At 64.7% G+C, this 26,791-nt stretch carries 28 protein-coding genes; 4 read left to right on the top strand and 24 right to left on the bottom strand.

The features are described from left to right. Positions 1-104 precede the first annotated feature (104 nt). The 9 genes from M2320_RS18200 to purC form a co-directional block, all read right to left on the bottom strand. Positions 105-1,283: a lytic murein transglycosylase gene (locus M2320_RS18200; RefSeq protein WP_264598485.1), complete on the bottom strand. Its 1,179-nt coding sequence runs from the start codon at positions 1,281-1,283 to the stop codon at positions 105-107. Positions 1,284-1,326: 43 nt separating this feature from the next. Beyond that, a complete protein-coding gene (leuD, locus tag M2320_RS18195; RefSeq protein WP_264598484.1) occupies positions 1,327-1,932 on the bottom strand; it encodes a 3-isopropylmalate dehydratase small subunit in 606 nt (201 codons plus the stop codon). Positions 1,933-1,953: 21 nt separating this feature from the next. Next, positions 1,954-2,379, bottom strand: a complete 426-nt coding sequence (locus M2320_RS18190; protein WP_184426670.1) for a metallopeptidase family protein — start codon at positions 2,377-2,379, stop codon at positions 1,954-1,956. Continuing rightward, entirely contained in the window at positions 2,379-2,885 is a 507-nt protein-coding gene (locus tag M2320_RS18185) for an OsmC family protein (RefSeq protein WP_264598483.1), read from the bottom strand. The genes M2320_RS18190 and M2320_RS18185 overlap by 1 nt, the downstream gene beginning before the upstream one ends. Positions 2,886-2,894: 9 nt before the next feature. Then, positions 2,895-4,307: a 3-isopropylmalate dehydratase large subunit gene (leuC, locus tag M2320_RS18180; protein WP_264598482.1), complete on the bottom strand. Its 1,413-nt coding sequence runs from the start codon at positions 4,305-4,307 to the stop codon at positions 2,895-2,897. Between the two features lie 149 nt (positions 4,308-4,456). Next, the gene (rplS, locus tag M2320_RS18175) at positions 4,457-4,849 is read right to left on the bottom strand and encodes a 50S ribosomal protein L19 (protein WP_184426664.1); all 393 of its coding nucleotides are present in this window, start codon (positions 4,847-4,849) and stop codon (positions 4,457-4,459) included. Positions 4,850-4,980: 131 nt separating this feature from the next. After that, positions 4,981-5,664, bottom strand: a complete 684-nt coding sequence (gene purQ, locus M2320_RS18170; protein WP_184426662.1) for a phosphoribosylformylglycinamidine synthase subunit PurQ — start codon at positions 5,662-5,664, stop codon at positions 4,981-4,983. Positions 5,665-5,673: 9 nt separating this feature from the next. After that, positions 5,674-5,913, bottom strand: coding sequence for a phosphoribosylformylglycinamidine synthase subunit PurS (purS, locus tag M2320_RS18165; RefSeq protein ID WP_184426660.1), 240 nt, complete (start codon positions 5,911-5,913; stop codon positions 5,674-5,676). A gap of 10 nt (positions 5,914-5,923) precedes the next feature. After that, complete coding sequence (gene purC, locus M2320_RS18160; protein WP_184426658.1) at positions 5,924-6,688, bottom strand: phosphoribosylaminoimidazolesuccinocarboxamide synthase; 765 nt, start codon at positions 6,686-6,688, stop codon at positions 5,924-5,926. Between the two features lie 346 nt (positions 6,689-7,034). Between purC and M2320_RS18155 the strand changes: the two genes are divergently transcribed. Together M2320_RS18155 and M2320_RS18150 are read left to right on the top strand one after the other, a co-directional pair. After that, positions 7,035-7,355 (top strand): DUF1476 domain-containing protein, encoded by a 321-nt coding sequence (locus M2320_RS18155; protein ID WP_184426656.1) that lies wholly within the window; start codon positions 7,035-7,037, stop codon positions 7,353-7,355. A 34-nt stretch (positions 7,356-7,389) separates the two neighbouring features. Continuing rightward, a complete protein-coding gene (locus M2320_RS18150) occupies positions 7,390-8,343 on the top strand; it encodes a tyrosine recombinase XerC (RefSeq protein WP_264598481.1) in 954 nt (317 codons plus the stop codon). A 103-nt stretch (positions 8,344-8,446) separates the two neighbouring features. On the opposite strand, the gene M2320_RS18145 is transcribed toward M2320_RS18150, so the two are convergent. From M2320_RS18145 to zapE, 10 genes are all read right to left on the bottom strand, one after another. After that, on the bottom strand, positions 8,447-10,234 hold the full coding sequence (locus tag M2320_RS18145; protein WP_264598480.1) for a chloride channel protein: 1,788 nt from the start codon (positions 10,232-10,234) through the stop codon (positions 8,447-8,449). Positions 10,235-10,275: 41 nt separating this feature from the next. Beyond that, positions 10,276-10,830, bottom strand: coding sequence for a hypothetical protein (locus M2320_RS18140; protein ID WP_264598479.1), 555 nt, complete (start codon positions 10,828-10,830; stop codon positions 10,276-10,278). Positions 10,831-10,923: 93 nt separating this feature from the next. Continuing rightward, positions 10,924-12,321 carry a dihydrolipoyl dehydrogenase gene (lpdA, locus tag M2320_RS18135; protein ID WP_264598478.1) on the bottom strand — a complete coding sequence of 466 codons (1,398 nt, stop codon included), beginning with the start codon at positions 12,319-12,321 and terminating at the stop codon, positions 10,924-10,926. A 55-nt stretch (positions 12,322-12,376) separates the two neighbouring features. Next, positions 12,377-13,582 (bottom strand): 2-oxoglutarate dehydrogenase complex dihydrolipoyllysine-residue succinyltransferase, encoded by a 1,206-nt coding sequence (gene odhB / locus M2320_RS18130; protein ID WP_264598477.1) that lies wholly within the window; start codon positions 13,580-13,582, stop codon positions 12,377-12,379. A 68-nt stretch (positions 13,583-13,650) separates the two neighbouring features. Continuing rightward, complete coding sequence (locus M2320_RS18125; RefSeq protein ID WP_184426646.1) at positions 13,651-16,662, bottom strand: 2-oxoglutarate dehydrogenase E1 component; 3,012 nt, start codon at positions 16,660-16,662, stop codon at positions 13,651-13,653. A gap of 160 nt (positions 16,663-16,822) precedes the next feature. Then, complete coding sequence (gene sucD, locus M2320_RS18120) at positions 16,823-17,713, bottom strand: succinate--CoA ligase subunit alpha (protein ID WP_184426644.1); 891 nt, start codon at positions 17,711-17,713, stop codon at positions 16,823-16,825. Between the two features lie 3 nt (positions 17,714-17,716). Then, positions 17,717-18,913, bottom strand: a complete 1,197-nt coding sequence (gene sucC, locus M2320_RS18115; protein ID WP_264598476.1) for an ADP-forming succinate--CoA ligase subunit beta — start codon at positions 18,911-18,913, stop codon at positions 17,717-17,719. A gap of 92 nt (positions 18,914-19,005) precedes the next feature. Further along, on the bottom strand, positions 19,006-19,968 hold the full coding sequence (gene mdh / locus M2320_RS18110) for a malate dehydrogenase (protein WP_264598475.1): 963 nt from the start codon (positions 19,966-19,968) through the stop codon (positions 19,006-19,008). 252 nt (positions 19,969-20,220) lie between these two features. After that, positions 20,221-20,847 carry a TetR/AcrR family transcriptional regulator gene (locus tag M2320_RS18105; protein ID WP_264598474.1) on the bottom strand — a complete coding sequence of 209 codons (627 nt, stop codon included), beginning with the start codon at positions 20,845-20,847 and terminating at the stop codon, positions 20,221-20,223. Continuing rightward, positions 20,844-22,022, bottom strand: coding sequence for a cell division protein ZapE (gene zapE, locus M2320_RS18100; RefSeq protein WP_264598473.1), 1,179 nt, complete (start codon positions 22,020-22,022; stop codon positions 20,844-20,846). Before zapE ends, M2320_RS18105 begins: the two co-directional genes overlap by 4 nt. A 148-nt stretch (positions 22,023-22,170) precedes the next feature. Between zapE and M2320_RS18095 the strand changes: the two genes are divergently transcribed. After that, positions 22,171-22,689, top strand: a complete 519-nt coding sequence (locus M2320_RS18095) for a MarR family winged helix-turn-helix transcriptional regulator (RefSeq protein ID WP_264598472.1) — start codon at positions 22,171-22,173, stop codon at positions 22,687-22,689. Here the strand turns inward: M2320_RS18095 and M2320_RS18090 are convergent. Both M2320_RS18090 and M2320_RS18085 read right to left on the bottom strand, forming a co-directional pair. Next, entirely contained in the window at positions 22,684-23,100 is a 417-nt protein-coding gene (locus M2320_RS18090) for an EVE domain-containing protein (protein ID WP_184426632.1), read from the bottom strand. The two genes, M2320_RS18095 and M2320_RS18090, sit on opposite strands and share 6 nt — an antisense overlap. Then, positions 23,097-23,384, bottom strand: coding sequence for a YciI family protein (locus tag M2320_RS18085; protein WP_264598471.1), 288 nt, complete (start codon positions 23,382-23,384; stop codon positions 23,097-23,099). Before M2320_RS18085 ends, M2320_RS18090 begins: the two co-directional genes overlap by 4 nt. 158 nt (positions 23,385-23,542) lie before the next feature. On the opposite strand from M2320_RS18085, the gene M2320_RS18080 reads away from it, so the two are divergent. Next, positions 23,543-23,926, top strand: coding sequence for a DUF3597 domain-containing protein (locus M2320_RS18080; protein WP_264598470.1), 384 nt, complete (start codon positions 23,543-23,545; stop codon positions 23,924-23,926). Positions 23,927-24,083: 157 nt separating this feature from the next. On the opposite strand, the gene M2320_RS18075 is transcribed toward M2320_RS18080, so the two are convergent. The 3 genes from M2320_RS18075 to tsaD are packed head-to-tail and all read right to left on the bottom strand — an operon-like array spanning position 24,084 to position 26,682. Further along, entirely contained in the window at positions 24,084-25,076 is a 993-nt protein-coding gene (locus M2320_RS18075) for an NAD(P)H-dependent glycerol-3-phosphate dehydrogenase (RefSeq protein WP_264598469.1), read from the bottom strand. Continuing rightward, entirely contained in the window at positions 25,073-25,630 is a 558-nt protein-coding gene (locus M2320_RS18070) for a phospholipase D-like domain-containing protein (protein ID WP_264598468.1), read from the bottom strand. The genes M2320_RS18075 and M2320_RS18070 overlap by 4 nt, the downstream gene beginning before the upstream one ends. Beyond that, positions 25,630-26,682, bottom strand: a complete 1,053-nt coding sequence (gene tsaD / locus M2320_RS18065) for a tRNA (adenosine(37)-N6)-threonylcarbamoyltransferase complex transferase subunit TsaD (RefSeq protein WP_264598486.1) — start codon at positions 26,680-26,682, stop codon at positions 25,630-25,632. Before tsaD ends, M2320_RS18070 begins: the two co-directional genes overlap by 1 nt. Between the last annotated feature and the right edge of the window lie 109 nt (positions 26,683-26,791).

Here is a 26,791-nt window from a genome sequence, read left to right as displayed (position 1 = left end):
GGCATGCGAAGGCTCATGGACATGCTCCAGGGCTACGAGATTGCAAAATGCAAATCACTTGCGTGAATCCCGTAGCCCGCAAGCGGAGAAGGAAGTCCCCCGCCTCACTGTCCCCCACGCAAGGATTCCAGCACCTTCTGCCCCGCGCGGCTGTCGGGTTTCATCCCCACGCTGGCCTTGTACGCCTTGACGGCTTCGCGGGTCTTGGTCCCCATCACGCCGTCATGCTTGCCGCCGACATCATAGCCGCGCTGCTCCAGGCGCGCCTGGACCTCGCGGCGCTCGGCGCGGGTCAGGCCGGGATCGTCGGTCGGCCATGCGGTCTGGATGCCCGGCTTGCCCTTCAGCCGATCCGACAGCAGCGCGATGGCGAGCGCATAGGATTCGGCGGCGTTGTAGGAATAAAAGGCGTCGAAATTCCGCGACACCAGGAAGGCGGGGCCATGCGGCCCGGCGGGCAGCAGCAACCCGTAGGCGCCCGAACCCGACAGGGCTGAACCGTCGATGCGGGTCAGCCCGCGCTTCGCCCAGGCGGCGAGCGGTTGCTTGCCGCCGCGACCCGACGGTCCCTTGTAATTCGCGGGCAGAGCGACCTCAAAACCCCAGGGCAGGCCGCTCACCCAGCCGGACGACCGCAAGAAATTGGCGGTGGAGCCGAGCGCGTCGGGGACGGATTCAACAACGTCGCGGCGTCCGTCGCCGTCCATGTCGACGGCGAGGCGCAAGAAGGTCGAGGGCATGAACTGGGTGTTGCCGAAGGCGCCCGCCCAGGAGCCGTTGAACTCCTCGAGCTTCACGTCGCCATGGTCGACGATCTTCAGCGCCGCCATCAGCTCGCCGCGAAAATAATCGTTGCGGCGGCTGCCCAGACAGGCGAGCGAAGCCAGCGACTGGATCACCGGCCGTGTGCCAAAATTCTGGCCGAAATTCGATTCGACGCCCCAGACCGCGACGACGGCGGCGGCGTCGACGCCGAAGCGGCTTTGCGCGGCCAACGCCGCTTGCCGGTATTTGGCGAAGGCGGCCTGCCCGTCGCGCACCCGCTCCTCGTCGACGAGGCCGGCGATATAGTCCCAGATTGGAGTGGAAAATTCCGGCTGCGCCCCCAGAAAACTCGGGGCGTCATTGGGCTCGAGATCGTCGAGGGCGCGGGACAGGGTCGCGGCCGAAACCCCGTTGGCGGCGGCTTCGGCCTTGAGGCGCGCCTTGCAGGAGTCGAAATCGGCGCGGGCGGAGGCGCCGAGCGCGAGCAGGGCGGCAAGAGAAAGGCTCAGGACTTTCATGCCCCGAGCCTAGCGCGATTTTACAAACCGATCATTAACCCTGTCAGATCCAGGGCCGCTCCTGAGAGATCTTGGCTTCGAACTCGCCGATCTTGGGCGCCTTGACCAGGGTCAAGCCGATGTCGTCCAGGCCCTCGAGCAGGCAATGTTTTCTATGCGGGTCGATGTCGAATTTGACGACGCCGCCATCGGGGCCGCGCACTTCCTGCGCCGCGAGGTCGATGGTCAGGGTGGCGTTGGCGCCGCGCTGGGCGTCGTCCATCAGTTTCGCCAGGTCTTCCCTAGACACCTTGATCGGCAGAATGCCGTTCTTGAAACAGTTGTTATAAAAGATGTCCGCGAAGCTGGTCGAGATGATCGCGCGGATGCCGAAATCGAGCAGCGCCCAGGGGGCGTGTTCGCGCGAGGAGCCACAACCAAAATTGTCCTCGGCGACGACGATCTGCGCCTTGCGATAGGCTGGCTGGTTGAGGACGAAATCGGGATTTTCCGACCCGTCTTCTTTGTAGCGCAGTTCCGAAAACAAACCCTTGCCGAGCCCGGTGCGGGCGATCGTCTTGAGGTACTGTTTCGGGATGATCATGTCGGTGTCGATGTTGGTGATCGGCAGCGGCGCGGCCACCCCCGTCAAAACCGTGAACTTGTCCATTGTCTTGCTCGCTTTGTTGAATTAGTCGGCTTCGCGCTCGATTTTTTCCATGTCCTCGTCGGACAAGCCAAAATGGTGGCCGATCTCGTGGATGAGCACGTGCCGGATCAGGTCGCCCAAAAGTTCCTCGCTGTCGGCCCAGGCGTCGAGGATCGGGCGGCGGTAGAGATAGACGGTGTTGGGGAACTGCCCGGTCTGCACCTCTTCGCCCTGGGCGAGACCGCGCCCGCGAAACAGGCCGAGCAGTTCGAATTCGCTTTCGCAGCCCATTTCGTCGAGCGTTTCCTCGTCGGGAAAATCTTCGATCTGGATCAGCAACCCGTTGCAATGGCGCAGGAAGCGTTTGGGCAGGCGCAGGAACGCCGCCTCGGCCAGGATCTCGAAATCGGCGAGGGACGGCGCCTTGCGCACCGCCCAATCGACAGAAGGAGGGTTGACGCTGCCCATCAGCGCTTCACGGTCAGAGTGATCTGCGGCGGCTTCGCCAGGGTCTGGAACACCACGCAATAGCGCTCCGTCAGCTTGGTCAGCGCGTCGATGCGCTCCTGCGGCTCGTCCGTGTCCAGATCGAAGAACAGGCGAATGGCGACGAAGCCGACCGGGGCGTCCTTGGCGACGCCGAGCGTGCCGCGGAAGTCCAGATCGCCCTCGGCGCGCACGGCGCCGCCGTTCAGCTTGAAGTCGATCGCCGTCGCCACCGCCTTGAGCGTGACGCCGGCGCAGGCGACCAGGGCTTCGAGGAGCATGTCGCCGGAACAGGCCTGCATGCCGTTTCCGCCGGTGGCGGGATGCAGCCCCGCTTCGATCAGGGCGCGCGAGGTCGAGACCTTGCACGCCAGACCGTCGCCGGACACGTCGCCCTGCGCATGAAGCGTGACCAGGGCGGAGTGGGCGTCCGCCTTGTACTTCTCCTTCAGAGGCGCCTGGAGGGCGCGCAGGTGTTCAGCGTCCATGGGATCCTCTTATTTGAACGTGCGCACGTCGACGAAATGGCCGGCGATGGCCGCCGCCGCCGCCATGGCGGGGGAGACGAGATGGGTGCGGCCCTTAAACCCCTGGCGACCCTCGAAATTGCGGTTCGAGGTCGAGGCGCAGCGCTCACCCGGAGCGAGGCGGTCGGGGTTCATCGCCAGGCACATGGAGCAGCCGGGCTCGCGCCATTCAAAACCGGCGGCGACGAAAATCTTGTCGAGGCCTTCGGCTTCCGCCTGTTCCTTGACCAGACCGGAGCCGGGCACGACCATGGCGTTGACATGGGCCGCGACCTTCTTGCCCTCGGCGATTTTCGCCGCGGCGCGCAGGTCTTCAATGCGGCCATTGGTGCAGGAGCCGATGAAGACGCGGTCAATCTTGATATCGGTCGGTTTTTCCCCGCCCTTCAGGCCCATATAGTCGAGCGCGCGCGCGATCTTTGCCCGTTGCGCCTCGGTCTTGGCGCTGTCGACGGTCGGCACCACGCCATCGATGGTGACGACATCCTCGGGGCTGGTGCCCCAGGTCAGCACCGGCGGCAAATTGCCGGCGTCGAGTTCGACGATCGTGTCATAATGCGCGCCCGGATCGGACTTGAGCTGGCTCCAGTATTGAACGGCCCGCTCGAAAGCCTCGCCCTTGGGCGCCTTGGGGCGGTCCTTGATGTAAGCAAAGGTTTTTTCGTCCGGGGCGATCAGGCCGGCGCGGGCGCCGCCTTCGATCGACATGTTGCAGACGGTCATGCGGCCTTCCATCGACAGGCTTTCGATGGCCTCGCCGGCATATTCGATGACATAGCCGGTTCCGCCGGCGGTGCCGATCTTACCGATGATCGCCAGCACGATGTCCTTGGCGGTGACGCCCTCGCCCAGCTTGCCATTGACCTTGACCAGCATGTTCTTGGCCTTGGCCTGGATCAGGGTCTGGGTGGCCAGGACATGCTCGACCTCGGAGGTGCCGATGCCATGCGCCAGCGCGCCGAAGGCGCCATGGGTGGAGGTGTGGCTGTCGCCGCAGACGATGGTGGCGCCGGGCAGGGTAAAGCCCTGTTCGGGGCCGACGATATGGACGACGCCCTGGCGGTGGTCGTGCTCATTGTAATATTCGACGCCGAAATCGCGGGCGTTGATGGCGAGCTGCTCGACCTGCGCCTTGGACTCCGGGTCCTCGATCGGCTTGCTGCGGTCGGTGGTGGGAACGTTGTGATCGACCACGGCCAGCGTCTTTTGCGGCGCGTGCACCTTGCGGCCAGCCATGCGCAGGCCTTCAAAGGCCTGGGGGCTCGTCACTTCGTGGATCAGGTGGCGGTCGATGTAGAGCAGGGCGGTGCCGTCGGGCTGGATGTCCACGACATGGTCGTCCCAGATCTTGTCATACAGAGTGCGCGGCTTGCCCGTAGTCATCTTCATCATCCCTTTCGCGGCGGATTTTTGTTTGCCGCCCGAATGCGCTGAATTTATGTGGCGCTTTTTTGCGCCGGTGTTGACGAACGCAAAAGGCTGGCGCACGGCCAGCCCTAGCGAAAAGTCGAGTTTTTCGTCCCCAGAGGGGATTACTCGCCCTTGGCGGCCTTGGCCTTGGCCTTGGTGTCGGTGCGCTCGGCGATACGGGCCGACTTGCCGCGACGGTCGCGGAGGTAATAGAGCTTGGCGCGACGGACCTTACCGCGGCGGACCACCTTGATCGAGTCGATCAGCGGGCCATAGACCGGGAACACGCGCTCGACGCCTTCGCCGTAGGAAATCTTGCGGACGGTGAAGCTCTCGTTGAGGCCGCCGCCGTTGCGGGCGATCACGACGCCTTCATAGGCCTGGATACGGCTGCGGTCGCCTTCCTTGACCTTCACATTGACGATCACGGTGTCGCCGGGACCAAATTCCGGAATGGTCTTGTTCTCGGAAAGCTTGGCGATCTGCTCGGCTTCGAGCTGCTTGATAAGGTCCATGTCAGTCTCCGTTTCGCCTTGCGGCGAGCGTTTCGGAACGCTGTTGTGAGTTTGGTTTGCGCCCGCGAGCGGGCCCCGGCATTTGCGCCGGAGGCGGTCCCATACAGGGTTCTCGCTTGTTTGTCGAGCCCTTAAGCCGCGACAAGGCTCGCGAACAGCCCGCGCCCATCAATGCCGCCAACCAGCGGATCGATCAGGTTTTCGGGATGGGGCATCATGCCGAGCACGTTGAGTTTTTCGGAATAGATGCCGGCGATGTCGTTGGTGGAGCCATTGGGATTGGCGGCGCCGCCAACGACCGCATCGGCGTTGCAATAGCGGAACGCGACGCGGCCCTGGTCTTCCAGCTCGCGAATGGTTTCCTCATGCGCCTCGTAATTGCCCTCGCCATGGGCGATGGCGACATCGATCGCCTGATGTTTTTTGTACGCGCTGGTGAACACCGTGTCGTTGCGCTCGACGCGCAGGAACTGGCGCTTGCAGACGAAGCGCAGATCGCGGTTGCGCATCAGCACGCCCGGCAGCAGGCCGCTTTCGCAGAGGATCTGGAAGCCGTTGCAAATGCCGAGCACAAAACCGCCGCGCGCGGCATGGGCGCGCACGGCGTCCATGATTTTGGCGCGGCCGGCGATGGCGCCGCAGCGCAGATAATCGCCATAGGAAAAGCCGCCGGGCAGCACGACCAGATCGGTTTTCGCCGGCAGGTCGTGATCGTCGTGCCAGACGATGCTCGCATCGGCCCCCGCCTGTTTCAGCGCGCGAAACGCGTCGCCCTCGCGGTTGGAGCCGGGGAAGAGAACAATGGCGGCTTTCATCACGCGACCCTAAAGGATTTCGACGCGGTAGTTTTCGACCACGGTATTGGCCAAAAGCTTTTCGCTGGCGGCGGCGAGCGCGGCCTTGGCGGCCTCGGCGTCGTCGCCCACAACCTCGATGTCGAACACCTTGCCCTGGCGCACCGAGGCGACGCCCTCGATGCCGAGCGAATGCAGCGCGCCTTCAATCGCCTTGCCCTGCGGGTCGAGCACGCCGGTCTTGAGGGTGACGGTCACACGGGCTTTCATCAACAAAACCTCACTGGACGAGCTTGGGGCCGGAGGCCTGCGGCTTCTCGTTTTCCTGCATGATGCCGAGACGGCGCGCCACTTCGGCGTAAGCCTCGACCAGACCGCCCATGTCGCGGCGGAACCGGTCCTTGTCGAGCTTGTCGTTCGACTTGATGTCCCACAACCGGCAGGAATCCGGGGAAATTTCGTCGGCGACGACGATGCGCATCATGTCGCCTTCCCACAGGCGGCCGCATTCCATCTTGAAGTCGACGAGGCGGATGCCGACGCCGAGGAACAGGCCGGTGAGGAAATCGTTGACGCGGATGGCGAGCGCCATGATGTCGTCGATTTCCTGGGGCGTGGCCCAGCCGAAGGCGGTGATGTGCTCTTCCGACACCATGGGGTCGTTGAGCGCGTCGTTCTTGTAATAGAATTCGATGATCGAGCGCGGCAGCTGCGAGCCTTCTTCGATGCCGAGCCGGGCCGACAGCGAGCCGGCTGCGACATTGCGCACCACGACTTCGAGCGGCACGATCTCGACTTCGCGGATCAGCTGCTCGCGCATGTTGAGCCGGCGGATGAAATGGGTGGGCACGCCGATGTCGTTCAGATTCTGGAAAATATATTCCGAAATCCGGTTGTTGAGCACGCCCTTGCCGTCGATGACTTCATGTTTCTTGGCGTTGAAGGCGGTGGCGTCGTCCTTGAAATGCTGAACGAGGGTGCCGGGCTCCGGGCCTTCGTAAAGCACCTTGGCCTTGCCTTCGTAAATGCGACGGCGGCGGTTCATGTGTTCAACCGATCAATTCGAGAAATCCTGGGAAGTTTTGGGCGTTCGCGCGCCTGACCTCCTGCGGCGACGCGTCTGGCTCTCCGGAGGGCGCCCGGCGTCATGGCGCGGATGCGGCATGGCTCAAGCGCGCGCTCACGGAGCCCGCGACGCGTTTCCCGGTTCCTAGCCGGTTCCGGGGCGCAGCACAACCGGATTCATCGCGACACCCCACCTCAAACTTGGCAACACCCCACCTCAAACTTGAGCGCGCCGCGCCATGTTGGACGGAAGCGCTACTGGCCTAGCGGACGCCGAGTCGATATATAGAGGCGAAATCCAGCCTTGAAAATGGAAGGGAAAATTCATGTCCACGTTCGACAAGCGCGAAGACGCCTACGAGAACAAGTTCGCGCATGACGAAGAGCTTCAGTTCAAGGCTTTCGCCAAGGCTTACAAGCTGCTGGGCCTGTGGGCGGCGGAGAAGCTCGGCAAGAGCGGCGCGGCGGCGGAAGATTACGCCAAGGGCCTGGTGTCCGAGGGCGTGGTCAAGCACGATTCCAAGGCGATCATCGGTCAAATCGTCAAGGATTTCACCGGCGCCGGCGTCGCGCAGTCGGAGCACCAGATCAGCCGCCATTTCGAGGAATTCCACGCCCTGGCGCTCAACGAGATCAAGAACGGCTAAGGGTTTCTTGAACACTCCCGCCTAAAACAGGAGCATGTCGCAGCCGTTCGCCGCCCTCGCCTTTCCCCATGCCGACGCCGAACTGGCGGGGCTGGCGGGCGCATGGCTGCGGCGGCTCGCCGGCGAGCGGCGGGTGTCGCCGCTCACGCTCGACGCCTACGCCCGGGACCTCAGGCAATTCCTCGCCTTCGCCGCGCAACGCCGGGGCGAGGATGTCACGCTCGCCGCTTTGTCGGCGCTGAAGCCAGCCGACATTCGCGCCTTCATGGCGCAGCGGCGCGAGCAAGGCGTAACCTCGCGCTCCCTCATGCGGCAACTCGCCGGCCTGCGCTCCTTCGCCCGCCATCTCGGCCGCGAGGATATTGCGACAATCGACGTCTTCTCAAAAGCCCGCTCGCCGAAGCTCGCCCGTGTCCTGCCAAAGGCGCTGCCGGTGGACAAGGCCCGCGAACTGGCGTCGGGCGAAGCGGATGAGGCGCGGCCCGCCTGGATCGTCGCCCGCGACGCCGCCGTGCTGGCGCTGCTCTATGGTGCGGGGCTGCGCATTTCCGAGGCGCTGTCGATCCGCCGCGAGGACGCGCCGATCGGCGCCGTGGACTCCCTCACCATCAAGGGCAAGGGCGGCAAGACCCGCGCCACGCCAGTGATCCAGCCGGTCCGCACGGCCGTCGAAACCTATTTGAACCTCTGCCCGCACGCGCTTGCGCCGGACGGCCCGCTGTTCGTCGGCGCGCGCGGCGGTCCGCTGTCGCCGCGCATCATCCAGCTGACGGTCGAGCGGCTGCGCGGCGCGCTCGGTCTGCCGGATTCGGCGACGCCCCATGCGTTGCGCCATTCCTTCGCCACCCATCTGCTCGGACGCGGCGGCGACCTGCGCTCGATCCAGGAGCTGTTGGGCCACGCCAGCCTGTCCACCACGCAGATTTACACCGCCATCGACAAGGCGCGCCTGCTCGACGCCTATAAGTCCGCCCACCCCCGCGCCTAGCGAAAGCAGCCCTCACCCTGAGGAGCCCGCGTCAGCGGGCGTCTCGAAGGGCGGGGGCGGTCCACGGCTTTGTCGGCAGACCGCAATCGTTGCTCAGCACTGCCTAAATGCCCATCGCATTCCGCGCCGCTGCGTCCGCCTTTTCCGCATAGCGCCGCGCCAAAAACGTTTCGGTGACGATGCCGACGGGCTCGCCGGTTTCGGGGGCGACGACCACCAGCAGATCGGCCTCCGCCTTGTCGAACAAGGTCATCGCCGTCTTGGCGTTCATGTCCGGCGAGAGCACGATATGGGCATGGCGCGCCAGATTCTTCGCCCAGCCCTCGCGGTCGCGCGCGCAAGCGTGGGCCTCCGCCGTGGTGACGAGGCCGGCATAGCGGCCGTTTCGATCGACCAGCGCGACATATTGCTCGCCGCCCGGCGGAAATAGCTCGCAAAAAGCGTCGAGGTCGATCCAGTCGGGCGCAACCGGCGGCGCCGAGCGCATCAGCTTGCCGATTTTCAGCTCCTCGATCCAGCCGATGTCATTGGCGCTGCGGATGCTCTCGCCGCGCAAATGCAGCCGCCAGGTCGAGAAGGAATAGCCGAAGGTGGTGCGCGCGATCAGATTGGCGGCGATGGTCGCGGCGATGATGGCGCTGGCGGCGGAAAAATCCGAAACCCCTTCGAGCACGAGAAAGGCGAGGGTCAAGGGGCCGCCGACGATCACCGCCCCGAGCGTCGCCATGCCGGCGAGCATGCACAAAGTGGGATCGGGGGCGAGCGAGGGCGCCAGCGCCGTGAGCCCCAGCGCGTAAATTTTCCCCAGCAGCGCGCCCATCAGCAGCGAGGCGAAGAACAGGCCGCCGCGAAACCCGCTCGCCAGCGAGGCCAAGCAGGCGACGAGCTTCATGCCCAAAAAGGCCAGCAGGATGGCGGCGGGAAAATTGGTCGCCACGTCCAATGCCAGCGCGCCATGTCCCGCGCCCAGCACTTGCGGCGTATAGATCGCCAGCGACGCCACGATCAGCGCGCCGATCACCGGCCGAAACAGCGGCGGCAGTTTTGTCGCTTCCAGCGCCTTTTCGGCAAGGCCGGCGGCGCGCATCGCCAGAATGCCCAGCCCCGCGGCCAGCGCCGCCAATCCGATCAGCGCGACATAGGAACTCCAGCTCAGCGCCTGCAACGGCGGCGTCTCGATCTGATAGGGCGCGGTGAAAATCAGTCTTGTCGTCAGCATGCCGGCGATGGCGGCGGTGAAAATCGGCGCCGCCCCGGAAATGGCGTAGGAGCCGAGCACGACCTCGAAAGCGTAGAAGGCGCCCGTCAGGGGCGCGTTGAAGGCGCCGGCGATGGCTGCGCCGGCGCCGGCGCCGACCAGCAGGCGCAAATCGTTGCGCCGCAGCCGCAATTTCTGCCCGAGCGCCGAGCCGAAGGCGGCGCCGATCTGCGCATAGCCCGCCTCCAGCCCGACCGAAGCCCCGGCGGAATTGGAAATCAGGGTCTGCAGCGAGACGACGACGCTGTCGCGAAACGACATGCGCCCGCCGCGCAGGGCGTTGGCTTCGACGGGATCGATGGCGGCGCGGATTTTCTTCTTGCGGCGGCGCGTCTCCATGGCGCCGAGGATCAGGCCGGCGGTGATCAGCGTCGGAAACGCCGCCCAGGGCGACACGCTGGCGGCGGCGCTCAGGCGCACGTCGAACGGCAGATCGTAGATTTTTTCATGAAAGAAGATCGCGGTCTGGGTCATGGCGACGACGCAGACCGCGGCGAGACAGCCGATCAGCGCGGCGACGGCGACCAGCGCGAATTCATTGGCGCGCAGCGACGAGCGCACCCGCCCGAGCATGCGCGCGAGCAGCGGATTTTTCGAGAGGTCAGCGGTTTCGGAGGATTCTGGCGACGACACCTCGCCAAAATGGACCGTCGGCGCCCCGGGAGCAATTTTTTTTACCCGTTACGCTCAGAGATCCAGCGTTTGCTGCGCGCGCGCAGCCGCGCCACCATCGCCGAGCCCCGGCCGCCGCGCAAGGCGCGGATGCGGACGCGCAAAAATTCGGTGCGTCTGCGCAGTTCGGCGCGATAGGGCTCGATCATGTCATGGGCGAGGGCGCGCCAGCGGATCAGCGTGTTGTAAAGTTTTTCAAACCCGGGGATTTGCAGGAGTTTGGGCCGGCACAGGTTGAACAGATAGGCGCCCGCGGCGAAGCCGACGAGTTTGGCGGCGACGAAACAGCCGACGCCCAGCAGAACCCGATGATGCGCGATGAAAAACAGCGCGGCGAATTTGAGCGGCAGCAGCGGCAGGATCGGCAGGACGAAGACCGGCAGGCTGCCCCAGGGCGACAGATTCTTGACGAAAGTTTCGAAGGAGGCGCGCGCCTCCTTGATCGGCAGCACCGCGACAAGCGAGGCCAGCGCCGCGCCCAGCACATCCCAGAGCCAGGCTTCGAACAGGAAAACGCCCGCGAGCGTCAGCCACAAAAATTTCTTCAGTTCGCGCATGGCGGTCCCCGTCGTGTCAAAAAACAGTGTCGCAGAAATACGGCTAAAAAAAAGGCCCGGACGCGCCGGGCCTTTCGGAAGTCGTTTGCTCGATCACATGTGAATGGCGCGTTTTTCCACCGCCATCGCCGCTTCCTTCACCGCCTCCGACATGGTGGGATGCGCGTGGCAGGTGCGCGCCAGATCTTCGGAGGAGCCGCCGAATTCCATGAGCACGGCGGCTTCGGCGATCATTTCGCCGGCGCCGAAGCCGAGAATATGGACGCCGAGCACGCGGTCGGTGGTTGCATCCGCCAAGACCTTGACAAAGCCGTCGGTGTGGTTGGCGGCGCGGGCGCGGCCGTTGGCGGTGAACGGGAATTTGCCGGATTTGTAGGCGATGCCCTTGGCCTTCAAATCTTCTTCGGTGGCGCCGACGCAGGCGATCTCGGGGCTGGTGTAGACCACGCCGGGGATCACCTCGTAATTCACATGGCCATGCTGGCCCGCCAAAATCTCGGCGACGGCCACGCCTTCGTCCTCGGCCTTGTGGGCGAGCATCGGGCCGCGCACCACGTCGCCGATGGCGTAAATGCCGGGCACGTTGGTGGCGAAATGATTGTCGATGACGATCTGGCCGCGCTCCAGCGCGACGCCGACGCCCTCGAGACCGAGTCCATCCGTATAGGGACGCCGGCCGATGGCGACCAGCACCACATCGGCGTCGAGCACGGAGGCGTCGCCGCCGGCGGCGGGCTCGACGGTGACCTTGGCGGCCTTGCTGGTGGTCTCGACTTTCGAAACCTTGGAGCCCAGCTGGAATTTGATCCCCTGCTTCTCCAGCAGGCGCTGGAACTGCTTGCAGGTCTCGAGATCGAGGCCGGGCAGGATGCGATCCAAATATTCGACGACCGTGACTTCGGCCCCGAGACGCCGCCAGACCGAACCGAGTTCAAGCCCGATCACGCCGGCGCCGACCACGATCAGTTTTCCCGGCACCTTTCCAAGCTCAAGCGCGCCAGTCGACGAGACGACAATCTTTTCGTCAATGGTGACGCCAGGAAGCTGGGCGACATCCGAGCCGGTGGCGATGACGATGTTCTTGGTTTCCAAAACCTGCTTGGAGCCGTCAGCGGCGGTCACTTCCACTTTGCCGGCGGCCGGAATGGAACCGGTACCGAAAAAAGTGTCGACCTTGTTCTTCTTCAGCAGGAAGCCGACGCCCTGGACGTTGGCGGCGACCGTGTCTTCCTTGTGCTTCATCATGGCGGCAAGGTCGAGTTTCGGCTTGCCGACGGTCACCCCGAGCTTGCCCAGGCCATGCGCGACGTCCTCGAAAACTTCGGAGGCGTGCAGCAGCGCCTTGGACGGGATGCAGCCAATGTTCAGGCAGGTGCCGCCATGGGTCTTGCGCTTTTCCACGATGGCGGTCTTGAGGCCCAGCTGCGCCGCGCGAATGGCGCAGACATAGCCGCCGGGGCCGGAGCCGATGACGATGAGGTCGTAGGACATAAAAATCTCCGCTGGGAAGCATCATGCCCGGCGAGGCCGGGCATTGGGGGCGTGATCAGAGGTCGAGGACCAGACGCGCCGGGTCTTCCAGCGCTTCCTTCACGCGGACCAGGAAGGTCACGGCTTCCTTGCCGTCGACGATGCGGTGGTCATAGGACAAAGCCAGATACATCATCGGGCGGATTTCGATCTTGCCGCCGATCACCACCGGGCGCTCCTGGATCTTGTGCATGCCCAGAATGCCCGACTGCGGCGCGTTCAGGATCGGCGTCGACATCAGCGACCCGTACACGCCGCCATTGGAGATGGTGAAGGTGCCGCCCTGCATCTCGTCGATCTTGAGCTGGCCGTCACGCGCCCGCTTGCCGAAATCGGCGATGGTCTTTTCGACCCCCGCGATCGACAATTTGTCCGCGTCGCGCACCACAGGAACGACCAAGCCCTTGTCGGTGCCGACGGCGACGCCGACGTGACAAAAATTCTTGTAGATGATGTCGGTGCCGTCGATCTCGGCGTTCACCGCCGGGATTTCCTTGAGCGCATGCGTACAGGCCTTCACGAAAAAGCCCATGAAGCCGAGCTTCACGCCATGCTTCTTCTCGAACAGGTCCTTGTACTGGGTGCGCAGGCTCATCAGCGGCTGCATGTCCACTTCGTTGAACGTGGTCAGCATGGCCGCGGTGGCTTGCGCCTCCTTCAGGCGGCGCGCGATGGTCTGGCGCAGCTTGGTCATTTTCACGCGCTCTTCGCGCGAGGCGTCCGACGGCGCCGAGGGGGCGCGCAGGACGGGCGCAGGCGCGGCGGCCGGCGGCGTATAGGCGAGCACGTCGCCCTTCAACACCTGGCCGCGCTTGCCGGAGCCCGGCACGGCGGAGACATCGATGCCGCGATCGGCGGCGTTTTTCGCTGCGGCCGGGGAGGGCGGCGCGCCAGCGCCAGCGGTGGCCGGAGCGGCGGCGGGCGCGGCAACCGGAGCCGGCGCGGCGGCGGGCGCCGCGGCCGGGGCGGCCGCAACAGCGGCGCCGGCGCCGCCGATCTTGCCGAGCAGCGCGCCCGGCGAAACCGTATCGCCGTCCTTAGCGATGATTTCGGCCAAAGTGCCGGCGGCCGGCGCATTGACTTCGAGCGTGACCTTGTCGGTTTCAAGCTCCAGGAGGGGCTCGTCGGCCTTCACCGCATCGCCGATCTTCTTGAACCAGCGGCCGATGGTGGCTTCCGAAACGGATTCGCCAAGGGTGGGAACGATAACGTCGGTGGACATGTGCAACCTCATCCGCGAAAGCCGCGGGCTCAATGGGAAAGGAGGGGGACGCCGTGCGGCGTCCCGATTCAGTTGGCGAAAGCGTCGTCCAGAAAAGCCTGGAGCTGGGCGAGGTGGCGCGACATGGTGCCGGTCGCCGTGGCGGCGGAGGCCGGACGGCCCACGTAACGGGCGCGCGTGCTCTTGCCCCCGGCGTTCGTGCACACCCATTCCAGATAGGGCTCGACGAAGGACCAGGCGCCCATGTTCTTCGGCTCTTCCTGGCACCAGACCACATCGGCCTTCTTCCAGCGCTTCAGGCGCTCGACCAGCGCCTTGAGCGGCATGGGATAGAGCTGCTCGACGCGCAGCAGATAGACGTCGTCGATGCCGCGCTTTTCGCGTTCCTCATAGAGGTCGTAATAGACCTTGCCGGTGCACAGGATGACGCGACGGATCTTGTCGTCCTTGACCAGCTTGATCTTCTCGTTGGCGTCGGTCTCGGCGGTGTCGGAGAGCAGGCGGCGGAAATGGCCGTCGCCGGTGAGTTCGTCGAGCGTGCAGACCGCGCGCTTGTGGCGCAGCAGCGATTTCGGCGTCATCAGGATCAGCGGCTTGCGAATGTCGCGCTTCAGCTGCCGGCGCAGAATATGAAAATAGTTCGCCGGGCTGGAGCAGTTCGCCACCTGCATATTGTCTTCGGCGCAGAGCTGCAGATAGCGCTCCAGGCGCGCCGAGCTGTGCTCGGGCCCCTGGCCCTCATAGCCGTGCGGCAGCAGGCAGACCAGGCCCGACATGCGCAGCCACTTGCGTTCGCCCGAGGAGATGAACTGGTCGAACAGCACCTGCGCGCCATTGGCGAAATCGCCGAATTGCGCCTCCCACAGCACCAGCGCATTGGGCTCGGCCAAGGAATAGCCGTATTCGAAGCCAAGCACCGCCTCTTCCGAGAGCATGGAATTGATGACTTCGTAATAGCCCTGACCCTCGCGGACGTGGTTCAGCGGCACGTAGCGGCTTTCGTTTTCCTGGTCGATCAGCACTGAATGGCGCTGCGAGAACGTGCCGCGCTCGCAATCCTGGCCGGAGAGGCGGACGCGATAGCCGTCGTCGAGAATCGAGGCGAAGGCCAGGGCTTCGGCGGTCGCCCAGTCGATGCCCTCGCCGGTGTCGATCGCCTTGGCGCGATTGTCGAGGAAGCGCTGGATGGTCTTGTGAAGGTTGAACCCCTGGGGGACCGTGGTCAGAACTTTTCCGTAGGCCTTGACCTTGTCGACATCGAGCGCGGTCTTGCCGCGACGCGCGTCTTCGAGATCGGCGCTGGGCACGGCGCGCAGGCCGGACCAGCGGCCGTCGAGCCAGTCGGCCTTGTTCGGCTTGAACCCTTGGCTCGCCTCATATTCGGCGTCCAGGCGGCTGCGCCAGTCGGCCTTCATCTTGTCGACTTCGCCCTGGGTGACCAGGCCTTCGGCGATCAGTTTTTCCGCATAAATATCCAGCGTCGACTTATGCGACCGGATCTTCTTGTACATCAGCGGCTGGGTGAAGGACGGCTCGTCGCCTTCGTTATGGCCGAAGCGCCGATAGCACCACATGTCGATGACGACGGGTTTCTGGAATTTCTGGCGGAATTCCGTCGCCACCTTGGCGCAGAACACCACGGCCTCCGGGTCGTCGCCGTTGCAATGGAAGATCGGCGCCTCCACGGTCTTCGCCACGTCGGACGGATAGGGCGAGGAGCGGGAATAGCGCGGATAGGTGGTGAAGCCGATCTGGTTGTTGATGATGAAATGCAGCGACCCGCCGGTGCGATGGCCCTTCAGGCCCGACAGGCCAAAGCATTCGGCGACCACACCCTGGCCGGCGAAAGCGGCGTCGCCGTGGATCAGCAGCGGCATGATCGAGCGGCGGTCGTCGGGGGCGCGGTCCGTGTCCTGGTCGAGTTTTGCGCGCACTTTGCCCAAAACCACGGGATCGACGATTTCCAGGTGCGAGGGATTCGCCGTCAGCGACAGATGCACCTTGTTGTGGTCGAATTCGCGATCCGACGAGGCGCCGAGATGGTATTTGACGTCGCCCGAACCCTCGATTTCATCGGGCAGGAACGAGCCGCCCTTGAACTCGTTGAACAGAGCGCGGTGCGGCTTGCCCATCACCTGGCACAAAATGTTCAGGCGGCCGCGATGGGCCATGCCCAGCACGATTTCCTTGGCGCCGAGCGCGCCGCCGCGCTTGATGATCTGTTCGAGCGCCGGCAGCATGGCTTCGCCGCCGTCCAGACCGAAGCGCTTGGTGCCGGTGTAGCGCACGTCGAGGAATTTCTCGAAGCCCTCGCCCTCGATCAGCTTCTGCAGGATGGCGCGCTTGCCTTCCTTGGTGAAGCTGACCTCCTTGTCCGGACCTTCGATGCGTTCCTGAATCCAGGCTTTTTCAGCCGGATCGGAAATGTGCATGAACTCCCAGCCGATGGTCGAGCAATAGGTGCGGCGCAGGATCGCCAGCATCTCGCGGATAGTGGCGTAGTCGAGGCCGAGCACGTGATCGATGAAGATCTTGCGGTCGTAATCGGCTTCGGTGAAGCCGTAGGAGGAGGGATGCAGCTCCTCGTGATCCTTCTGCGGATCGATGCCCAAAGGATCCAGGTCGGCGTGCAAATGGCCGCGCATGCGATAGGCGCGGATCATCATGATGGCGCGCACGGAATCCTGGGTGGCGCGGTGCAGTTCAGCGGTGGAAATCTCACCCTTGCCAGCCGCCGCCGCCTTGCCCTTGATCTTGTCGGCGAGCGCCTTTTCATTGACCGGCCATTGGCCGTCGAGCGCGGCGACCAACTCGCTCTGCGGCGCCAGCGGCCAGTTCTTGCGCTTCCACGAGGCGCCTCGGGCATTGGCCTCGACGGAGGCCGCGTCGTCGTTCAGGCCGCCGAAGAATTCGCGCCACTCGGCGTCGACGGCGGCGGGATTCTGCTCATAGAGCGCGTAGAGCTGCTCGATATAGGCGGCGTTGCCGCCAAACAGGAAGGACGAATCGGCGAAAGCCTCGTTCGTCTGCGATCGGCCGTTTCCTCCGCCGCCATTGGTTGTGCTGTCGTGACGCGCCATGGTTGTTCCTCTCGACCCGCCGCCGCCGAAGCGACTTGCCCGCGGGATCAAAGCATTCGTTCAAGAACGCATTCGAGCCTCGTCTTCCCGGCCCCGCCGACGGCTCTATTGATCGGCGGAACAAAAACGCGGGCGAATGTTCAATTCGCCCGCGCCGAAATCACTTGCCCTTGAGCACTTCAACCAGGGTGGAGCCCAGTCGCGCCGGCGAGGGAGAGACGCGGATGCCCGCGGCTTCCATCGCGGCGATCTTGTCTTCCGCGCCGCCCTTGCCGCCGGCGATGATCGCGCCGGCATGGCCCATGCGGCGTCCGGGAGGGGCGGTGCGGCCCGCAATGAAGCCGACCATGGGCTTCTTGCGGCCGCGCTTGGCTTCGTCGGCGATGAACTGCGCCGCATCCTCTTCCGCCGAACCGCCGATCTCGCCGATCATGATGATCGACTCGGTCTTGGGGTCGGCCAGGAACAGTTCGAGCATTTCGATGAATTCGGTGCCCTTGACGGGGTCGCCGCCGATGCCGACCGCGGTGGTCTGGCCGAGGCCGACCTGCGAGGTCTGGAACACCGCTTCATAGGTCAGCGTGCCCGAACGCGAGAGAATGCCGACATTGCCCTTCTTGAAGATATTGCCGGGCATGATGCCGATCTTGCACTCGTTCGCGGTCATGACGCCCGGGCAGTTCGGGCCGATCAGGCGCGACTTCGAGCCCATCAGCGAGCGCTTCACCTTGATCATGTCCTCGACCGGGATGCCCTCGGTGATGCAGACGATCAGCGGGATTTCCGCGTCGATGGCCTCGCAGATCGCGTCCGCGGCGCCGGGCGGCGGGACGTAGATCACGGAGGCGTCGGCGCCCGTGGCGTGCTTGGCTTCGGCGACGGTGTCGAACACCGGCAGGCCCAGATGCTTGGTGCCGCCCTTGCCGGGCGAAGTGCCGCCGACGACCTTGGTGCCGAAATAAGCAAGGGCCTGCTCAGAGTGGAACGTGCCGTTCTTGCCGGTAAAACCCTGGGTGATGATCTTGGTGTTGTTGTCGATCAGGATGGACATTTCTCAAGCCTCCTTCACGGCCTTGACGATTTTCTGGGCGGCGTCGTCGAGGTCGTCCGCAGGGATGACATTGAGACCCGATTCGGAGATGATCTTCTTGCCGAGATCGACATTGGTGCCTTCCAGGCGCACCACCAGCGGAACTTTCAAGCCCACTTCCTTCACCGCCGCGATCACGCCTTCGGCGATCACGTCGCATTTCATGATGCCGCCGAAAATATTGACCAGAATGCCCTTCACATTCGGGTCGGCGGTGATGATCTTGAACGCCGCCGTCACCTTCTCCTTGCTGGCGCCGCCGCCGACGTCGAGGAAGTTGGCGGGCTCCATGCCATAGAGCTTGATGATGTCCATGGTCGCCATGGCGAGGCCGGCGCCATTGACCATGCAGCCGATGTCGCCGTCGAGCGCGACATAGGACAGGTCATATTTGGAGGCTTCGATCTCCTTGGCGTCTTCCTCGGTCTCGTCGCGCAAAGCGAGAATGTCGGGGTGACGGTAGAGCGCGTTGGAGTCGAACGACACCTTGGCGTCGAGCACCTTGAGGTCGCCCTGCTTGGTGACGATCAGCGGGTTGATCTCCAGCATGGACATGTCTTTGGCGACGAAGGCCTTGTAGAGAATGTCCACCAGCTTGCCCGCCTGCTTGGCGAGTTCGCCGGAAAGATTCAGCGCCTGCGCCACGGTGCGGCCGTGGTGAGGCATGACGCCGGTGGCCGGATCAACGGAAAAGGTCTTGATCTTTTCAGGGGTGTGGTGGGCGACTTCTTCGATGTCCATGCCGCCTTCGGTTGATACGACGAAGGAGACGCGGGAGGTCACGCGGTCGACGAGCGCGGAAAGGTAAAACTCCTTCTCGATGTCGGAGCCTTCCTCGATATAGAGGCGGTTGACCTGCTTGCCCGCGGGGCCGGTCTGGATGGTGACCAGGGTATTGCCAAGCATCTGCTTGACGTTTTCCTTCACCTCTTCGACGGATTTGGCGAGGCGCACGCCGCCCTTTTCACCGGCGGCGGCTTCCTTGAACTTGCCCTTGCCGCGGCCGCCGGCGTGAATCTGCGACTTGACGACCCAGAGCGGACCGCCGAGCTCCTTCGCGGCGGCCTCGGCCTCCTCGACTTTCAAAACAGGAATGCCGCGCGAAACGGGCGCGCCGAATTCCTTGAGGATGGCTTTCGCCTGGTACTCGTGAATATTCATTCAAAACCTCCCGGGGAGAGATGGACGGCGCCGCCAACCTGTGTTCGTCGCGCGGCGCCGCGGTCCCCGGCCAGGGCCGGGGACTTTAAAAATCAGGCGAGCGCCGGATTGATCTGCTTGCAGGCGGCGATCAGGCCCTGGACCGAGGCCAGCGACTTCGCGAACTGTTCCTTCTCGGTCGCGTCGAAGGAGACTTCGATGATCTTCTCCACGCCATTGGCGCCGATCAGCGCGGGCACGCCGACATAGGTGTCCTTCACGCCATAGGGGCCGTCGAGATAGGCGGCGACCGGCAGGACGCGCTTCTGGTCCTTGAGATAGGATTCAGCCATGGCGATGGCGGAGGCGGCGGGCGCATAGAAGGCCGAGCCGGTCTTCAGCAGCGCGACGATCTCGCCGCCGCCCTTGCGGGTGCGGTCGACGATGGCGTCGAGCTTTTCCTGGCTGATCCAGCCGGACTTGACCAGTTCCGGCAGCGGCACGCCGCCGACCGTGGAATAGCGCACCAGCGGCACCATGTCGTCGCCATGGCCGCCGAGCGTCATCGCATGGATGTCCTTGACCGAGACGCCGGTGGCTTCGGAGAGGAAATAGCGGAAACGGGCGGAATCGAGCACGCCGGCCATGCCGACGACCTTGTTGGCCGGCAGGCCCGACGACTTCTGCAGCGCCCAGACCATGGCGTCGAGCGGGTTGGTGATGCAGATGACAAAGGCGTTGGGGGCATATTGCTTGATGCCGGCGCCGACCTGATCCATGACCTTGAGGTTGATGCCGAGCAGGTCGTCGCGGCTCATGCCGGGCTTGCGCGGCACGCCGGCGGTGACGATCACGACGTCGGCGCCTTCGATGGCCTTGTAGTCATTGGCGCCGGAGAGCGACGCGTCAAAACCGTCGACGGGGGAGGACTCGGCGAGGTCGAGGGCCTTGCCCTGGGGGGTGCCTTCGGCGATGTCGAACAGGACGATGTCGCCAAGCTCCTTGAGGCCGGCGAGATGGGCCAGCGTGCCGCCGATCTGGCCAGCTCCGATCAGTGCAATCTTGTTACGCGCCATGGGTCCTAGTCCTTGCTCTTGGTGTCCGCGCCGGAGGCCGCGGGGGTGGCGTCAATGTCGGAGAGGGCTTGTGCCTCCAAGCGGTCAGGCTTTCAAGTCGGGAGAAAGACTAACGGGGGCGCCCCGGCGCCCCCTGCTGCGACAACAGGCCGCAGCTTTAGCTGAAAAAGCCCTGCAGGAACAGAGGAGTGCAGCAGATTGTGGCGCGCCCGCCCCCTTGCGCGGGGAACGGGTGACAAAAAACAATTTTTGTCAGATATCAAAGTCGGGATCGCCGTAAACCAGGCTGCGCTGGATCGCGGCGAAAGCCCGGCCGGCGCGAAAGGCGAGGTCCGGCGCGGGAATGCCGCGGTCGAGCGCGATGGAGATCGGCTGGATGAAACGGTGGGCGAGGTCGAACACCAGCGCCATCGCCCGGCGCCGGTCGGTCATGCGGAACGAGCCCGCACTGATCCCCTCCTCGACAATGGCCTGAATCTCGCCCTGGATCTTGTTGCGATGCTTGCGCGCCACCACGCGATTGGTCTCGATGGCGTCGCAGAGCAGTTGGAACAGGGCCGGATCGGCCTCGAGCTTGGCGCGATAGGTTTTTTGAATGGCCGAAAGCGCCCGCTCCAGCTTGTCATAGGCGGGATCGGGCCCCTCCTTGATCACCCGCAACTGACCTTCGAGCGCCGCCAGCCAGTTCGCCGTGACCGCGTCGAACAGCGCGAGTTTGGAGGGGAAGTAACGATAGACATTGGCGTGCGACATGCCGGCGGCTTCGGCGATGTCGAGAATGGTCGTCCGCTTCGGACCGAACCGGCGCAGATGATCGCAGGCGTGCTCCAGGATTTTCTGGTCCGCCGTCGCCTCGATCTGCCGCGCCGGGGCGGTCATGTGTCGATCAGTCCCGCCATGTCGCCGCTGGCGCCGATGCTGCCGTGGGGCAGCGCCAGATAGTCTTTCGACCGCATTTCGATCAGCCGCGATACCGTCCGATCGAATTCGAAGGCTTCGCGCCCCTCCGGCGCCCGATAGATCTCATGCGGCTCGACCGCGGCGGAAGCCAGCAGCTTGACCCGCTTGTCATAGAGCGCGTCGATCAGATTGATGAACCTCTTGGCCTCGTTGCGCTCGTCGGGGGCGATCACCGGGATGTTGTCGACGACCAGAGCGTGGAAACATTCGGCGATCATGACGAAATCCGCCGCGCCCAAAGGTTTTTTGCACAGATCGGCATAGTCGAAACGGGCGACATGGCCGGCGGCCTGCGGCACAACGATCTCGCGCCCGAGGATCGGCAACCGGCTTTCCGCGCCTTTGATCACGCCGCTGAGTTCGGCGAAGGCCTTGTCGAGAATTTTTCGCGCCGTTTCGTCCGGCGGCGTCAGCCAGACCGGGGCGTTTTCCAGCCGCTCCAGCCGGAAATCCCGGGGCGCGTCGAGCTTGACCACCTCCATATGCGCGCGGATCAGCTCGATAAACGGCAGGAACAGCGCGCGGTTGAGGCCGTCCTTGTAGAGATCGACGGGATCGACATTGGAGGTGGCGACCACGGTGACATTGCGCGCCCAGAGCGCCTGGAACAGCCGCCCCAGGATCATGGCGTCGGTGATGTCGGTGACGGCGAATTCGTCGAAACACAGCAGCGTCGCGTCTTTCGCCAGCGCCTCCGCCACGGGAGCGATGGGGTCGTCGCCCTTGACGGAATTCGCCTTCTTCTTCTGCCGCCAGTCGAAAATCCGCCGATGCGCGTCGGCCATGAAGGCGTGGAAATGGACGCGGCGCTTGGTCTCCAGCACGACGGAGTCGAAAAACATGTCCATCAGCATGGTCTTGCCGCGCCCGACCGACCCCCAGATGTACAGGCCCTTTGGCGCTTCGGCGGGACGTTTCGCGCCGAACATCCAGCCGAGCGCGCTGGATTTTTTGGCGAGGCGCTGCACGTCGAGCGCCTCGCGCAGCTTGTCGAGCTTGGCGGCGACGGCGGCCTGATGCGGGTCGTGCTCGATGCGTCCCCGCGCCACCAGGGATTGGTAATGCTCGACGATGGGGGGGAAGGCGCTTTCCATTGGCTCGAACTAACGGCGCCGCAAAACCGCTGGCAACCCTTTCTTTCGCCCATAGAGCGGGAAATCGTGGACAAAGGGCTGGCGACGCCCGCGCGGCTCTGGTTTTCTTCAACAAACCGACGATTCGATTCGCTTGCGGGAACCGACCATGATCAAACCCGTCCTCCAGGCGCCCGTCCCCCCCGAAGCCGAGAAACGCAAGCCGGCGCGGCTGCTGGAGCTTCCCGGCGAGAACGGCGATCTCGCCGGCCTGCTGCGCCAGGCGGCGGCGGCGCAGCGGCTGGCGGAGGAACGGCTGCTCGCCGATCTCGGCATCACCCCGCCGCAAATGGCCGTGCTGCAGCTTCTGGGCGCCCAGCCCGGATTGCTGGCCGCCGATATCGCGCGGCGCGCCAAACTGACGCCGCAGACCATCAGCCTGATCGTCGCCAATCTGCGCCGCGCCGGCCTGGTGCGGGAGGAGGAGGGAACGCTTCGCGCGCGTCCGCTCGCCCTGACCGAACAGGGCGAGACGGTGTTGCGGCGCGGACGCGAGCGGGTCGAGGCGGCGTCGGCCCGGCTTGTCGAGGGCATGCGGCCGAAACGCGAGCGCGCCCTGCGCCGCTGGCTCGCCGGCGTCGCCGCCGGGATCGCGCAGCCCGGCGCGCTCGACGGCGACGATCTATAGGCCGCCGAGCGCCCTGATCGCCCGCCAATGTTCGGCCGAGACCGGCTGAACCGAAAGGCGGGTGTTCTTCACCAGCGCCATTTCGGCAAAACGCGGATCGGCCTTGATCTCGTCCAGCGTCACCGGACGCGGCAAAGGTTCGACCGCGCGCAGGTCCACCATGCCGAATTTCTGGCTCTCATCAGTCGGGTCAGGGTGAAACGTCTTGATCACCTCGACCACGCCGACCACGGCCTTGCCGACATTGGAATGGTAGAAGAAGCCGAGATCGCCGAGCTGCATCGCCTGCATCTGTTTTTTGGCGAGATGGTTGCGGACGCCGGTCCAGCCGGTTCCGTCCTTGCCGCAGGCGACCATCTGGTCCCACGACCACGCGTCCGGCTCGCTCTTGAACAGCCAGTAGGCGCTCACGCCACATAGGTCCCGACGACGGGCTTGTAGGCGCGCAATTCGACCGAAGCGAACAGGCCGGCCTGCGCATAGGGGTCCTGGGCCAGCATGGCCCGGGCTTCCGCCTCGTCGGCGCAGTCGAGCACCAGCATCGAGCCGCACATCTGGCCGGCCGCGTCGAGGAAGGGGCCGCCGAGCTTCACCTTGGGGGCGTGGGCGGCGAGGAAGGCGAGATGCGCGGCGCGATTTTCGGTGCGGACGCTGAGGGACTCGGGCTTGTCGAGGCAGAGGGCGACGTAGTGCATGGAGACGACCGGATTTTGGAAGGGGCCAAATGCTTGCACCAAGCCTCGCCCGCATTCAATCCCTATATCTTGCCCCATATCTTGTAAGCGTCGCGCGTTGGCCCTAGCCTGACCGGCGTTGCGATGTGGAATTTTTCTCAAGAACCCGGCAGGTCCCCATGAGCATCTTCGGTTCGATCATCGGCAAGATTTTTGGTTCGTCTCACGCGCAAGCGGCGCCGGCCGACACGCCCGCCACCGAGACACCGGCCGCGCCCGCCGCCGCCTCTCCCGCCGCCGCGGCCGTCGATATCGCCAAAGTGTTGGACGATCTCAACGAAACCAATCCGGAAACGCTGGACTGGCGCGTGTCCATCGTCGATCTGTTGAAAGTGCTGGGTCTGGACTCCAGCCTCACAGCCCGCAAACAGCTCGCCGCCGAACTGAAATTCGACGGCGACACCAGCGATTCCGCTGCGATGAACATCTGGCTGCACAAAAAGGTCATCGAACTCGTCGCCGCCAATGGCGGCAAGGTTCCGGCGGACCTGCTGAAGAAGTAACCCGGAAAATCGTGGACCGCCCTCGTGCTTCGAGACGCGACCTCCCGTCGCTCCTCAGCATGAGGGCTACTCAATTGTTCCTATAGAGAAATCCCTCATGGTGAGGAGCCCGCGGAGCGGGCGTCTCGAACCATGGCCATGGGAAGAAAGGGTCGCGCTACCCCTCAGCCTTGAACGGCCTGCGCATCAGCGCGCCGATGGCTTCGCCGACGCCGGTGCGCCCTTCTAAAATCGCCTGCACCGCTTCCGCGATCGGCATTTCGACGCCGAGGCTGCGCGCCTTTTCGGTGAGGACCGGCGCGGTCCAGGCGCCTTCGGTCAGCGCCCCGTGGCCGGCGACCTCAGGCTTTTCGCCCTGTCCGATGGCGAAGCCGAGCGAATAATTGCGCGATTGCGGCGAGGAGCAGGTGAGCGCCAGATCTCCGAGCCCTGACAGACCCATGAGCGTCTCGGTTTTCGCCCCCTGCGCCAGCGCAAACCGCCGCATCTCCGCGAACCCGCGCGCCAGAAGCGCGGCATGAGCGCTGGCCCCGAGGCCGGCGCCCAGCGCCACGCCGCAGGCGATGGCCAAAACGTTTTTCACGGCCCCGCCGATTTCGACGCCCATGAGATCGTCCGAGCGATAGAGCCGGAAATGCGGGGCCGCGAGTCGCGCGCACAAAATTTCGGCGAGTTCGATGCGGTCGGCGGCGAGCGTCACGGCGGTGGGCAGGCCGCGCCCGACGTCATGGGCGAAGCTCGGCCCCGAAAGCGCCGCGCCGGGCTGGTCCGGCAGCACTTCTTTCAGCACCTCGCGCATATAAAGACCGGTGCCGCGCTCAATGCCCTTGGCGCAGCTCACGATGGCGGAGTCCGGGCGGAGGCGCCCCTTGAGCTGCTCGCAGACCGAGCGCACCACCTGGGCCGGCGTCACCATCAGCACATGATCGGCGTCGCGCACGCAATCGAGCTCGTCGGTCGGCTCGATATTTTCTGCGAGCGGCACGCCGGGCAGCAGCGCCTTGTTCTCGCGATCCGCGCGCAGCGCCGCCGCGAGCCAGGATTCGTGCGCCCACACAAAAACTTTGGAATGCTGCCCCGCCGCCATATTGGCGAGCGCGGTGCCCCAGGCGCCGGCGCCGAGCACGGCGAGTGTGGGACGCGCGCTCATCGGCTGGCCTCGCTGTTGTCGCGCCGCGCCCAGATCGAATCGAAATGGCGGGTGAAGGCGCCCGCGGCCTCGGGGCTGTCGATCACCAGAATGTCATTGTCCTGGCGCCGCTCGCCCGCCCAGGAGAAATTGGCGGAGCCGGCGCGCAGCCAGCGCCCGTCCACGGCGAAAGTTTTCAAGTGCATCATGTCGTTCTGCTCGGCCTTGATCCTGGCGCTCACATTGGGCTGATTGACCAGCGCTACCACATTTACATTGGCGTCGGCGATGCGGCGAAATTGTTCGGGGTCAAGGTAAATCCGGATTTTGACTCCCCGCTCCGCCGCCGCCGACAGCGCCTCGATGATCCGCTGGTCGCTGAGGACGTAAGCGGCCATGTCGATCCTGTCCCTGGCCCGGCCGATCAGATCGAGGTCGATGCTGTCAAAACCGTTTCCGGGACCATAGGCGATGCGAACCGGCGCGGTCACGGAGGAGTCCAGGCGCAACAAGGCCTTGGGCGCCGCGAGCGCGACCAGCATCGCCCCGGCGAAAAACAAGAGTTTCCAGGGCATCACGCCTTGCCATGCCAGCGCGGATCCTGCCGGCTGTCGAGCGGCCAGCGCGGACGCGCGGCGAAATCCATGCCGTCGACAAACCCCAGCCGGAACCGCTCCAGGCCGGCCCAGGCGATCATCGCGCCATTGTCCGAGCACAGGCCGATCGGCGGCAGCGCCAACTGCAAGCCGCTTTCGAGGCACAGCCGCGCCAGCCCGCGCCGGATCGCGCCATTGGCGGCGACGCCGCCCGCCGCCACCAGCGCGGTCGGCGGTTTTTCCGCGAGCAGCCGCAAAGCCGCCCGGCAGCGGTCGACGATCACATCCACCGCCGCCGCCTGGAAGGAGGCGCAGAGATCGAACACGTCCTGGTCCGTCAACGGCGCGATCTTCTCGGCTTCGAGCCGCACCGCCGTCTTCAGCCCGGAAAAGGAAAAATCGGGATTGCGCCGGCCGGCCATCGGCCGGGGAAATTCGAACCTTTCGGGATCGCCAAGCGCCGCCGCCTTTTCCACCTGGGGACCGCCGGGATAGGGCAGGCCCAAAAGTTTCGCCGCCTTGTCGAAAGCCTCGCCGAGGGCGTCGTCCACCGTCGAGCCGAGCCGGCGATATTCGCCGACGCCCTCGACCGAAATCAGCTGGCTGTGGCCGCCGGAGACGAGCAGCAGCAGATAAGGAAATTCGACGCCATCGGTCAGGCGCGGGGTGAGCGCATGGCCCTCGAGATGATTGACGGCGACGAACGGTTTTTTTGTCGCCAGCGCGATCGCCTTGCCCATGGTCAGGCCGATCATTACCCCACCGATCAGGCCGGGGCCGGCGGCGGCGGCGACGGCGTCGATGTCGGCCAAAGTGCAGCCCGCCTCGTCGAGCGCGCGGCGAATCAGAGGGTCGAGCGCGTCAATATGGGCGCGCGCGGCGATTTCCGGCACCACGCCGCCATAGGCCGCATGTTCGGCGATCTGGCTCAAAACGGCGTTGGAGAGAATTTTTCCACGCCCGGCGGCGTCGGCCTCGACGACAGCGGCGGCCGTTTCATCGCAGGTGCTCTCGATGCCAAGCACGCGCAAGGCTTGCATAGCCCCCTCCAACGCGGCGAATCGCCGCAAAAAAATGCCAAATTTCGGACAAAGCTCGGCTTCCGTCGCCGAACTCTTTTCCCTATAGTCCGGCGCCCGA

Source organism: Rhodoblastus acidophilus (genome assembly GCF_025961575.1).
GTDB lineage: Bacteria > Pseudomonadota > Alphaproteobacteria > Rhizobiales > Beijerinckiaceae > Rhodoblastus > Rhodoblastus acidophilus_C.
This window is presented reverse-complemented; position numbering and strand designations above follow the sequence as displayed.

Coding starts and splice junctions, on each gene's coding strand:
- M2320_RS18105 (WP_264598474.1), bottom strand. CDS start 20,847: ATGACCGCCCCGGCGCGGCAGATCGAGGCGACGGCGGACCAGAAAATC.
- zapE (WP_264598473.1), bottom strand. CDS start 22,022: ATGGAAAGCGCCTTCCCCCCCATCGTCGAGCATTACCAATCCCTGGTG.
- M2320_RS18070 (WP_264598468.1), bottom strand. CDS start 25,630: ATGCCCTGGAAACTCTTGTTTTTCGCCGGGGCGATGCTGGTCGCGCTC.
- M2320_RS18190 (WP_184426670.1), bottom strand. CDS start 2,379: ATGGGCAGCGTCAACCCTCCTTCTGTCGATTGGGCGGTGCGCAAGGCG.
- M2320_RS18095 (WP_264598472.1), top strand. CDS start 22,171: ATGATCAAACCCGTCCTCCAGGCGCCCGTCCCCCCCGAAGCCGAGAAA.
- lpdA (WP_264598478.1), bottom strand. CDS start 12,321: ATGTCCTACGACCTCATCGTCATCGGCTCCGGCCCCGGCGGCTATGTC.
- M2320_RS18185 (WP_264598483.1), bottom strand. CDS start 2,885: ATGGACGCTGAACACCTGCGCGCCCTCCAGGCGCCTCTGAAGGAGAAG.
- M2320_RS18080 (WP_264598470.1), top strand. CDS start 23,543: ATGAGCATCTTCGGTTCGATCATCGGCAAGATTTTTGGTTCGTCTCAC.
- sucC (WP_264598476.1), bottom strand. CDS start 18,913: ATGAATATTCACGAGTACCAGGCGAAAGCCATCCTCAAGGAATTCGGC.
- M2320_RS18200 (WP_264598485.1), bottom strand. CDS start 1,283: ATGAAAGTCCTGAGCCTTTCTCTTGCCGCCCTGCTCGCGCTCGGCGCC.
- rplS (WP_184426664.1), bottom strand. CDS start 4,849: ATGGACCTTATCAAGCAGCTCGAAGCCGAGCAGATCGCCAAGCTTTCC.
- M2320_RS18125 (WP_184426646.1), bottom strand. CDS start 16,662: ATGGCGCGTCACGACAGCACAACCAATGGCGGCGGAGGAAACGGCCGA.
- M2320_RS18150 (WP_264598481.1), top strand. CDS start 7,390: ATGTCGCAGCCGTTCGCCGCCCTCGCCTTTCCCCATGCCGACGCCGAA.
- purC (WP_184426658.1), bottom strand. CDS start 6,688: ATGAACCGCCGCCGTCGCATTTACGAAGGCAAGGCCAAGGTGCTTTAC.
- purS (WP_184426660.1), bottom strand. CDS start 5,913: ATGAAAGCCCGTGTGACCGTCACCCTCAAGACCGGCGTGCTCGACCCG.
- M2320_RS18075 (WP_264598469.1), bottom strand. CDS start 25,076: ATGAGCGCGCGTCCCACACTCGCCGTGCTCGGCGCCGGCGCCTGGGGC.
- M2320_RS18155 (WP_184426656.1), top strand. CDS start 7,035: ATGTCCACGTTCGACAAGCGCGAAGACGCCTACGAGAACAAGTTCGCG.
- sucD (WP_184426644.1), bottom strand. CDS start 17,713: ATGTCCATCCTGATCGACAACAACACCAAGATCATCACCCAGGGTTTT.
- leuC (WP_264598482.1), bottom strand. CDS start 4,307: ATGACTACGGGCAAGCCGCGCACTCTGTATGACAAGATCTGGGACGAC.
- odhB (WP_264598477.1), bottom strand. CDS start 13,582: ATGTCCACCGACGTTATCGTTCCCACCCTTGGCGAATCCGTTTCGGAA.
- M2320_RS18140 (WP_264598479.1), bottom strand. CDS start 10,830: ATGCGCGAACTGAAGAAATTTTTGTGGCTGACGCTCGCGGGCGTTTTC.
- mdh (WP_264598475.1), bottom strand. CDS start 19,968: ATGGCGCGTAACAAGATTGCACTGATCGGAGCTGGCCAGATCGGCGGC.
- purQ (WP_184426662.1), bottom strand. CDS start 5,664: ATGAAAGCCGCCATTGTTCTCTTCCCCGGCTCCAACCGCGAGGGCGAC.
- leuD (WP_264598484.1), bottom strand. CDS start 1,932: ATGGACAAGTTCACGGTTTTGACGGGGGTGGCCGCGCCGCTGCCGATC.
- M2320_RS18085 (WP_264598471.1), bottom strand. CDS start 23,384: ATGCACTACGTCGCCCTCTGCCTCGACAAGCCCGAGTCCCTCAGCGTC.